Below are 8,529 nucleotides of genomic sequence, written 5' to 3'. Positions count from 1 at the left end.
TTTCTTTGCCTACTTTCTTTTTGCGCAAAAAGAAAGTAGGTGCGCCGCCGGGCGCACATCCCGGCCTCCGCCCTCAACCCACAGCAGAAGCCACCATAAGCCAGACTATCAGCCCAAACCACCAACAGCCATGTACTGCTCCCGCCAAGGCTCAAACGGCAAGGTATCTGCCGCCTCAATAGCCTTCTGCGCAGCCACAGAATCATGCGCCATCTGCTCGAACCGCGCCTGCTGCCCATCGCTCCAGGGCAAGGCCAGCAAAGTGGCCTGGGCCTTGGCCGATTGCTGGAAGGCAAAGGCCTCGAAGCTGCTTCCATGGTCCTGCACCATGCTGGCCAGCACGCGCGCCGAGGGCGTGCGCTCCGGCGCGTCCATGAGGGCACGCGCATCGCGCAGGGCCTCGCTGTAGTCGTGCGTGCCGTGCGTGGCGTCCAGCGCCGCGGCCAGGGGTTCGCACTCGGCCAGCACCTCGGCGCCCCAGGTGGTCAGCGCCACGGCCTGGCCACCGCGCTGCAGCTGCAGGCCGGGCTCGCGGCCGCGCTCGGCCGTGAGGTGCTGGTTCTGCTGGAGTTCGGCAATCTCCTCGGGCGTGTCGGGCGGGCTGTCGGACAGCAGGCAGTGCATCAGGAACACGTCCAGGAGGCGCATGGTCTGCGCCGTGATGCCCACGGTGACAAAAGGATCGAGGTCCATGAGCCGCACCTCGACATACTCCACCCCGCGCTCGCGCAGCGCATGCAGCGGGCGCTCGCCTGTGCGCACGGTGCGCTTGGGGCGGATGGTGCCGTAGAACTCGTTCTCGATCTGCAAGAGGCTGGTGCCCAACTGGTTGTAATCGCCACCCGGGTTGCGCACGCCCACGGTCTCGTAGGCCGCGTAGGGCTTGGTCAGCGCCTCGTGCAGCGAGTTGGCATAGCCCTTGAGGCCGTTGTAGCTCACGGCCAGCGTGGCTTGGGCGTCGCTCTGGTAACCGAGGCGGCCCATGCGCAGCGAGGTCGCATGCGGCAGGTACATGGCCTGGCCCTTGTCGCCCAGGGCCTGCAGGCGGTGCTCGCGCCCCTGTACGAAGCAGGGGCACAGCGCGGGCGACGCGCCGAACAGGTACAGCAGCACGAAGGCATGCCGACGGAAGTTGCGGATCAGCGCGAAGTAGTCGTCGCTGCCCACGCCGGGCAGCGACCAGTTGTAATGGATGCCAGAGATGGTCTGCATGCGCCGGCCATAGCGGTGGCCCAGGCCCATGCGGTAGACGCTCTTGGCGCGGCCGATGTTGGAGCTGCCGTAGCGGCCGATGGGAATGGTCTCGTCCGTGGGCAGGCCGCAGGGCATGCTCGACGCCCACATCAGCTCGCCGCCCTGGGCCTGCAGCGCGCGGTGCACGAACTGGTGCACTTCGGCCAGCTCATGCAGGCATTCGTCCACGCCCTTGTGGGCGCCGGTGATCAGCTCCAACTGCGATTCGCTGTAATCGGTGGTGATCAGCGGGTGTGTCAAGGCCGAGCCCAGCGCCGCCGGGTGTGGCGTGAGCGCCAGCCCCCCCGTGGGCAGCACGCGCAATCCCTCCTTCTCGATGCCGCGGCGGATGCCTGCCAGTGCGTCGGCGGGGTAGGCGGCCAGTCGTTCCTGCAAAGTTCTCATATCTTTATTACCGATCTCGTATCGGGGCGGAACTTAGCACGCCGCGGGATTGCGCGTGTGGATCTGGCTTAAACCCTGGCCGCCATGGCCTTGCTCACCTCGTTGGTCCCCTGGGCTGCGCCGCTTTGTGGTACTTGTTCGCCTGCGCGCTCGGTCACTTCCGACAGGCGTGCCGCCAGTTGTTCGGGCGTCTCGGCACCAATCCCTAGGTGAATACCCTGGGTCAGCGTGATGTGTGCTGCCTCGAAGGTGCCCGCGCCTGCGCATAGGATGGTGCGCGTGGGCGCGCTCTCATGGGCCAGCACCAGCATGGCGGGCACCACGGCCTCGGGTTTCAATGCGTCCAGCACCTCCTGGGGCATCAGGCCCTCGGTCATGCGCGTGGCGGCGGTCGGTGCCAGGGCGTTCACGTGGATGCCGTACTTGGCGCCCTCGATGGACAGGGTCTGCATCAAGCCCACCTGGGCCAGCTTGGCCGCGCCATAGTTGGACTGGCCGAAGTTGCCGTACAGGCCCGTGGACGAGGTGGTCATCACAATGCGGCCGTACTGCTGGGCCACCATGTGCGGCCATACGGCCTTGCAGCAGTGCGCAGCGCCCATGAGGTGTACGTCCACCACCAGGCGGAAGTCGTCCATCTCCATCTTGGAGAACGACTTGTCGCGCAGGATGCCGGCGTTGTTCACCAGGATGTCGACCCGGCCCCAGGTGTCGATGGCCTGCTGCACCATGGCCTGCACGGCCGCATAGTCGGTGACGGATGCGCCGTTGGCAATCGCCTCGCCGCCGGCCGCAATGATCTCGTCCACCACGGCCTGCGCCGCGCCGACCGAGCCGCCCTTGCCGTCCACCGCGCCGCCCAGGTCATTGACCAGCACCTTGGCGCCACGCGCCGCCAGTGCCAGTGCATGCTGGCGGCCCAGGCCACCGCCGGCGCCCGTGACGATGGCCACGCGGCCCTTGAAATCGATACCCATGGTGCATGTTCTCCTGTGGTTGTTTGCTGCGCAGCGACTGTACGCGACATCGCTCCGCAACCCCGTACCGTGCGTGACTGCCGGCCCAAGCAGGCAAAATCGCGGCTGGCGCTCCGCCCTTGCCGGGCGCCGGGCCCTGGTGCCCCCCATCCCTCTCCAAGGATCTCCCATGAAAGCAATCTGGAACGGCGTGACCATCGCCGAAAGCGACGACACCGTGGTGGTCGAAGGCAACCACTATTTCCCCGAAGCCGCACTCAAGCGCGAGTACATCACCTTCAGCAACCACAAGACCATGTGCGCCTGGAAGGGCCAGGCCAGCTACCTCTCGCTCCTGGTCAACGGCGAAATGAACACCGACGCCGCATGGTTCTATGCCGACCCCAAGCCCGAAGCAGAAGAAATCCGGGGCCGGGTCGCGTTCTGGAAGGGCGTCAAGGTCGAGGCCTGACCCCGCGGCATCGGCGGGAGTTATCCCTGCCCGCACTGGACAAGCATGTGGACAATTTTTGGCAACTTCTGTATGGCTGTCCCAAGTGCTTGATTCACAAGGGATATCCCTGCACCGCCCGATTTTTGGGCAGCCACGGGCTGCATCGACCTACGGGTTATCCCTAGGTACACTGGACAACGGTGGGGATAAGTCGGGACAACTGCTGTATGGCCTGCACAAGCTGTTGATTTTCAAGGAAATTCCTTGCACTGCCCGCTTTTTTGGCAGGCCCTGGCAGACCGCAAAACCCGGTTATCCCTGCCAACCTTGGACAATCATGTGGATAAGTTTGGGCAACTTCTGTATGGCAGCGCCAAGTGCTTGATTCACAAGGGCAAGCCCCACATCGCCTGTTTTTTGGGCAAATGGCAGGGGTTATCCCAGCAGGCACTGGACAATCGTGGGGATAAGTCGGGACAAGCCCTGTACAGGTGCGCCAAGTGCTTGATTTGCAAGGACTATCCCTGCATTGCCAAAAAACAAGGCAGTTTGGGCAAAGCCCCTGCGCGCATGAATTTGCTTTCAATTTGATAGCATCCGCCATCCCTTTTGTCCACACCTATGACTGCACCCCCCCTCCCCTGCAGCCCCGCCTCCGAACGCAACCAGGCGCCCATCCTGGCCGTGCTGCGCGGCCTGCTGCCCGATACCGGCGCCGCGCTGGAGATTGCCAGCGGCACGGGGCAGCATGCGGCCTTTTTCAGCGCCGCCCTGCCCGGCTGGACCTGGCAGCCCACGGATCTGAAGGACGAGCTGTTCTTCGCCATCGCCGGCTGGGCGCTGCAGGCGGATGCCGCCAACGTGCGGCCCGCCCTGCGCCTGGATGTGCGGCACGGCACCTGGCCCGATGATGGCCAGGCCCCCTTTGCCCAGCCCTTCGACCTCATCTACTGCGCCAACATGCTGCATATCGCCCCCTGGGCCTGCTGCGCCGGGCTGATGCAGGGGGCGGCTCGCCACCTGGCGCCCGGTGGCCGTCTGATCACCTATGGGCCCTACCTCGAAGACGGCGTGCCCACCTCGCCCGGCAACCAGGGTTTTGACGCCACCCTGCGCGCGCAGGACCCTGCCTGGGGCATCCGCCAGCGGGCCGATGTGGAGCGCGAAGCGGCTGCCGCCGGCCTGCACCTGGCCGCGCGCCACGCCATGCCCGCCAACAACCTTCTCCTGGTGTGGCAACGCACCCCTGAATCGCACAACGCATGAACCAGCCTGCCATCCCCTTCTTCACCGCCCGCATCGAGCCCGATGGTGCCCAGTGCGATGCCTGGCCCGAACAGCCGCTGCTGGTCTCCATCGAGCAGGGCGGCATCGACTGGCCCAGCTCCTGCCGCAACGGCACCTGCCGCACCTGCATCGGCCAGCTGGTGGAAGGCCGCGTGCGCTACGAGATCGAATGGCCGGGCCTCTCGCCCGAAGAGAAGGCCGAGGGCTGCGTGCTGCCCTGTGTGGCGTATCCAGAGTCCGACGTGGTGATACAGGGCAGCATGATTTAGGAAGCCCCCCTGAGTCGCTTCGCGCCTTCCCCCCAGGGGGACGCCGCCCCTGCGGCGGGGCGGCCCTTGCACGGCGGCACTGGTCTTGGGGCGCGCCAGTTTTTCGGGTACACGAACGTATCAGCCGCTGATTTGCGCCAACATGGCGCCCCTCCGTGGACGCAGGATTGCCCGGGTGCATTAAAATCAGTTCCTTGTGGGGCAATATGCCCCGTCGACGTGCGGCAGCGCCGCATCGCATGTTCTTTGGGCGGTTTCTTGGAGGTGTGTGCCTTGTGGCGACCTCCGGCCACGGGAACCTGCGCTGCGCACACTCGCCGGCCGTCCCCACAGAAAGTCCTAGCCCTCCATGAACACCCCCCTCACTCCCGTGCCGATCTCGCCCGTCGAGGACATCGTGGCCGAGATGCGCGCCGGCCGCATCGTCATCCTGGTCGATGAAGAAGACCGCGAGAACGAAGGCGACCTGGTGCTGGCCGCCGACCATGTCACGCCCGAGGCCATCAACTTCATGGCGCGCTTCGGCCGCGGCCTGATCTGCCTGACGCTCAGCCGCGAGCGCTGCGAGCGCCTGCGCCTGCCGCCCATGGTCACGCGCAACGGCACCAAGCACGCCACCGCGTTCACCGTCTCCATCGAGGCGGCCGAGGGCGTGACCACCGGCATCTCCGCGGCCGACCGCGCGCGCACCGTGCAGGCCGCGGTGGCGCCGGGCGCCCGTGCCGAAGACCTGGTGCAGCCCGGCCACATTTTCCCGCTGCAGGCCGTGGACGGCGGCGTGCTCATGCGCGCCGGCCACACCGAAGCCGGCTGCGACCTGGCCGTGATGGCTGGCTGCAGCCCCGCCTCCGTGATCTGCGAGATCATGAAGGACGACGGCACCATGGCCCGCCTGCCCGACCTGCAGCTCTTCGCGGCCGAGCACGGCCTGAAGATCGGCACCATCGCCGACCTGATCGAGTACCGCAGCCGCAATGAATCGCTGGTCGAGAAGGTTGGCACGCGCACGCTGCAGACCACGGCCGGCGAGTTCACCGTGCACGCCTTCCGCGACAAGCCCAGCCAGGCCGTGCACCTGGCCCTGGTCAAGGGCCAGTGGAGCACCGATGACGTGGTGCCCGTGCGCGTGCACGAGCCGCTCTCGGTGTTCGACGCGCTCGAAGTCAACCGCTCCATGCACTCCTGGGGCCTCGATTCGAGCCTGCAGTACCTGGCGACCCAGGGCAAGGGCGTGGCGGTGCTGCTCAACTGCGGCGAAACCGCCGAGCAACTGCTCGAACAGTTCGAGGGCACGGCCCGCGCGGCCCAGGCGCCCGAGCGCGGCCGCATGGACCTGCGCACCTACGGCGTGGGCGCGCAGATCCTGCGCGAGTGCGGCGTGCACAAGATGGCCCTGATGGGCCAGCCGCGCCGCATGCCCAGCATGGCGGGCTACGGCCTCGAAATCACCGGCTTCATCCCCAAGGAATAAAAATCATGTTTGGCGCAGAAAAAGGAACAGCGGACAAGCTGGACGGCAAGAAGCTGCACATCGGCATCGTGCAGGCCCGCTTCAACGAAAGCATCACCAACAGCCTGGCGGCGGCCTGCCGTGCCGAGCTGCTGGCCCTGGGCGTGCAGGAAAAGCACATCAAGCACGTGTTGGTGCCCGGCGCGCTCGAAGTGCCCGTGGCCCTGCAAGCCATGTGCGAGGCCGACGAGTACGACGCGCTGATCGCCCTGGGGTGCATCATCCGCGGCGAGACCTACCACTTCGAGCTGGTGGCCAATGAATCGGGCGCGGGCGTCACCCGCTTGTCGCTGGACTACCAGATCCCGATCGCCAACGCCATCATCACCACCGAGAACATGGAACAGGCCATCGCCCGCCAGACCGACAAGGGCACCGATGCGGCCCGCGTGGCGGTGGAAATGGCCAATCTGCTGGAAGACCTGTCATGAGCGAAAACGATTACGGTAACGACGACAGCGGCGCCGCCGCCAGCAGCAGCCACCCCGCCAAGCGCCCGCCCAAGCAGTCGCGCACCGGCCTCAAGAGCACGGGCGCGCGCAAGGCGGCTTCCAAATCGGCGCGCAGCCGCGCGCGCGAGTTTGCGCTGCAGGCGCTGTACCAGCACCTGGTGGGCGGCAACGCCCCCGAAGCCATTGACGCCTTCACGCGCGACCTGGCGGGCTTTCACAAGGCCGACTCGGTGCACTACGACGCCCTGCTGCACGGCTCCATCACCATGGCCGCCGACATGGACGCGCTGATCACCCCGCTGCTGGACCGCAAGATGGCCGAGATCTCGCCCATCGAGCATGCGGTGATGTGGATCGGCGTCTACGAGTTCCAGCACTGCCTGGATGTACCATGGCGCGTGGTGCTCAACGAGTGCATCGAGCTGGCCAAGGAGTTCGGCGGCACCGACGGCCACAAGTACGTGAATGCCGTGCTCAATGGCCTGGCCCCGCGCCTGCGCGCCGCCGAAGTTGCGGCCGACAAGGGTGCGGCCAGCGCGGCAGCGGCAACGCCTGCGGGCGACGACGCCGAGGCCTGAGCGCTGCCCTCCGGGGGCTTGCGCGCAGCCCCCTCACGCTACCTCGCAAATGAATGACTGAATGCCCCGTGCGGGCAGGACCCTCTCCCATGAAGTTCTCCTCGCGCGCCGAGCGCATCGAACCGTTTTACGTGATGGAGGTGGCCAAGGCCGCCCAGGCCCTGGCGCGCGAGGTGGCGGGCACCCGCGAGCCGATGATCTTCTTGAACATCGGCGAGCCCGACTTCACCGCCCCGCCCCTGGTGCAGGAAGCCGCAGCCCGCGCCGTGCGCGACGGCGCCACGCAGTACACCAACGCCCTGGGCCTGGAGCCCCTGCGCGAGCGCATCAGCGCCTGGTATGCACAGCGCTTTGGCGTCGACGTGCCGGCCCGGCGCATCGTGGTCACGGCGGGCGCCTCGGCCGCGCTGCAACTCGCTTGCCTGGCACTCATCGAGCAGGGCGACGAGATCCTGATGCCCGACCCGAGTTACCCCTGCAACCGCCACTTCGTGAGCGCTGCCGAGGGCAAGGCCGTGCTGCTGCCCACCACCGCAGCCGAGCGCTACCAGCTCAGCGCCGAGAAGGTGCGCGCCGCCTGGACCGACAAGACCCGCGGCGTGCTGCTGGCCTCGCCGTCGAACCCCACGGGCACGTCCATCGCGCCCGATGAGCTGCGCCGCATCCACGAGGTGGTGCGCGCGCACGACGGAATCACGCTGATCGACGAGATCTACCTGGGCCTGTCGTACGAAGAAGAATTCGGCCACACGGCGCTGGCTATCGACGAGAACATCGTCAGCATCAGCAGCTTCAGCAAGTACTTCAACATGACCGGCTGGCGCCTGGGGTGGATGGTGGTGCCCGAGGCCATGGTGCCGGTGGTCGAGCGCCTGGCGCAGAACCTGTTCATCTGTGCGAGCACGGTATCGCAGCATGCGGCGTTGGCCTGTTTCGAGGCCGAGAGCATTGCGGAGTATGAGCGGCGGCGGGCGGAGTTCAAGGCGCGTCGTGATTTCTTTATTCCTGCCCTGCAGTCCATGGGCTTGTCGGTGCCGGTGATGCCGGATGGTGCTTTTTATGCGTGGGCGGATTGTTCCGAAGCGGCTTCTCGGTTGGGTGTGAATGGCAGCTGGGATTTTGCGTTCGAGGTGATGAAGCGGGCGCATGTGGCGGTGACGCCGGGGCGGGATTTTGGGACGGCGGAGACGGAGCGGTTTGTAAGGTTCTCTACTGCGAATTCGATGGCGCAGTTGGAGGAGTCTGTGGCTCGGTTGCGTCGTCTGCTGGGGTGACCATAACGGTGGTTGCTTCTGCTTCTTTGTTGAAGGCGGAGGCCGGGTCTCGGCCCGGCGGCCGAGGTACTTGTTCTTTGCTTCGCCAAAGAAAAGTACCCAAAAGAAAGG

Annotated in this window: 10 protein-coding genes; 8 read left to right on the top strand and 2 right to left on the bottom strand. The window is 66.3% G+C overall.

Annotated features, from left to right (window positions below):
• Positions 1-108: 108 nt before the first annotated feature.
• Both gshA and AC3WOH_RS34570 read right to left on the bottom strand, forming a co-directional pair.
• Complete coding sequence (gene gshA / locus AC3WOH_RS34575; RefSeq protein WP_492233850.1) at positions 109-1,638, bottom strand: glutamate--cysteine ligase; 1,530 nt, start codon at positions 1,636-1,638, stop codon at positions 109-111.
• Positions 1,639-1,706: 68 nt separating this feature from the next.
• Positions 1,707-2,615: an SDR family NAD(P)-dependent oxidoreductase gene (locus tag AC3WOH_RS34570; RefSeq protein ID WP_492233849.1), complete on the bottom strand. Its 909-nt coding sequence runs from the start codon at positions 2,613-2,615 to the stop codon at positions 1,707-1,709.
• A gap of 169 nt (positions 2,616-2,784) precedes the next feature.
• On the opposite strand from AC3WOH_RS34570, the gene AC3WOH_RS34565 reads away from it, so the two are divergent.
• The 8 genes from AC3WOH_RS34565 to AC3WOH_RS34530 all read left to right on the top strand — a co-directional run bounded on the left by AC3WOH_RS34565 (position 2,785) and on the right by AC3WOH_RS34530 (position 8,418).
• Positions 2,785-3,066: a DUF427 domain-containing protein gene (locus AC3WOH_RS34565; RefSeq protein WP_492233848.1), complete on the top strand. Its 282-nt coding sequence runs from the start codon at positions 2,785-2,787 to the stop codon at positions 3,064-3,066.
• Between the two features lie 246 nt (positions 3,067-3,312).
• Complete coding sequence (locus AC3WOH_RS34560; protein ID WP_492233847.1) at positions 3,313-3,639, top strand: hypothetical protein; 327 nt, start codon at positions 3,313-3,315, stop codon at positions 3,637-3,639.
• A 30-nt stretch (positions 3,640-3,669) separates the two neighbouring features.
• Positions 3,670-4,314, top strand: coding sequence for a DUF938 domain-containing protein (locus AC3WOH_RS34555; RefSeq protein ID WP_492233846.1), 645 nt, complete (start codon positions 3,670-3,672; stop codon positions 4,312-4,314).
• Positions 4,311-4,604, top strand: a complete 294-nt coding sequence (locus AC3WOH_RS34550; RefSeq protein ID WP_492233845.1) for a 2Fe-2S iron-sulfur cluster-binding protein — start codon at positions 4,311-4,313, stop codon at positions 4,602-4,604. The genes AC3WOH_RS34555 and AC3WOH_RS34550 overlap by 4 nt, the downstream gene beginning before the upstream one ends.
• A 349-nt stretch (positions 4,605-4,953) precedes the next feature.
• Positions 4,954-6,075 carry a bifunctional 3,4-dihydroxy-2-butanone-4-phosphate synthase/GTP cyclohydrolase II gene (gene ribBA, locus AC3WOH_RS34545; RefSeq protein ID WP_492233844.1) on the top strand — a complete coding sequence of 374 codons (1,122 nt, stop codon included), beginning with the start codon at positions 4,954-4,956 and terminating at the stop codon, positions 6,073-6,075.
• 5 nt (positions 6,076-6,080) lie between these two features.
• Positions 6,081-6,545 carry a 6,7-dimethyl-8-ribityllumazine synthase gene (gene ribH / locus AC3WOH_RS34540; RefSeq protein WP_184863521.1) on the top strand — a complete coding sequence of 155 codons (465 nt, stop codon included), beginning with the start codon at positions 6,081-6,083 and terminating at the stop codon, positions 6,543-6,545.
• The gene (gene nusB, locus AC3WOH_RS34535; protein WP_492233843.1) at positions 6,542-7,144 is read left to right on the top strand and encodes a transcription antitermination factor NusB; all 603 of its coding nucleotides are present in this window, start codon (positions 6,542-6,544) and stop codon (positions 7,142-7,144) included. Before ribH ends, nusB begins: the two co-directional genes overlap by 4 nt.
• Positions 7,145-7,233: 89 nt before the next feature.
• Entirely contained in the window at positions 7,234-8,418 is a 1,185-nt protein-coding gene (locus AC3WOH_RS34530; RefSeq protein ID WP_492233842.1) for a pyridoxal phosphate-dependent aminotransferase, read from the top strand.
• Positions 8,419-8,529: the final 111 nt, after the last annotated feature.

It is taken from the genome of Acidovorax sp. FW305-C-20-28, assembly GCF_058783375.1.
Note: the sequence above shows the minus strand (reverse complement) of the source record. Positions and strands in the feature narration are given on the sequence as shown.

Bases quoted from the DNA above. Each gene is read 5' to 3' on its own strand.
- AC3WOH_RS34530 (WP_492233842.1), top strand. From the start codon at position 7,234: ATGAAGTTCTCCTCGCGCGCCGAGCGCATCGAACCGTTTTACGTGATG.
- AC3WOH_RS34555 (WP_492233846.1), top strand. From the start codon at position 3,670: ATGACTGCACCCCCCCTCCCCTGCAGCCCCGCCTCCGAACGCAACCAG.
- nusB (WP_492233843.1), top strand. From the start codon at position 6,542: ATGAGCGAAAACGATTACGGTAACGACGACAGCGGCGCCGCCGCCAGC.
- gshA (WP_492233850.1), bottom strand. From the start codon at position 1,638: ATGAGAACTTTGCAGGAACGACTGGCCGCCTACCCCGCCGACGCACTG.
- AC3WOH_RS34570 (WP_492233849.1), bottom strand. From the start codon at position 2,615: ATGGGTATCGATTTCAAGGGCCGCGTGGCCATCGTCACGGGCGCCGGC.
- AC3WOH_RS34565 (WP_492233848.1), top strand. From the start codon at position 2,785: ATGAAAGCAATCTGGAACGGCGTGACCATCGCCGAAAGCGACGACACC.
- AC3WOH_RS34550 (WP_492233845.1), top strand. From the start codon at position 4,311: ATGAACCAGCCTGCCATCCCCTTCTTCACCGCCCGCATCGAGCCCGAT.
- ribBA (WP_492233844.1), top strand. From the start codon at position 4,954: ATGAACACCCCCCTCACTCCCGTGCCGATCTCGCCCGTCGAGGACATC.
- ribH (WP_184863521.1), top strand. From the start codon at position 6,081: ATGTTTGGCGCAGAAAAAGGAACAGCGGACAAGCTGGACGGCAAGAAG.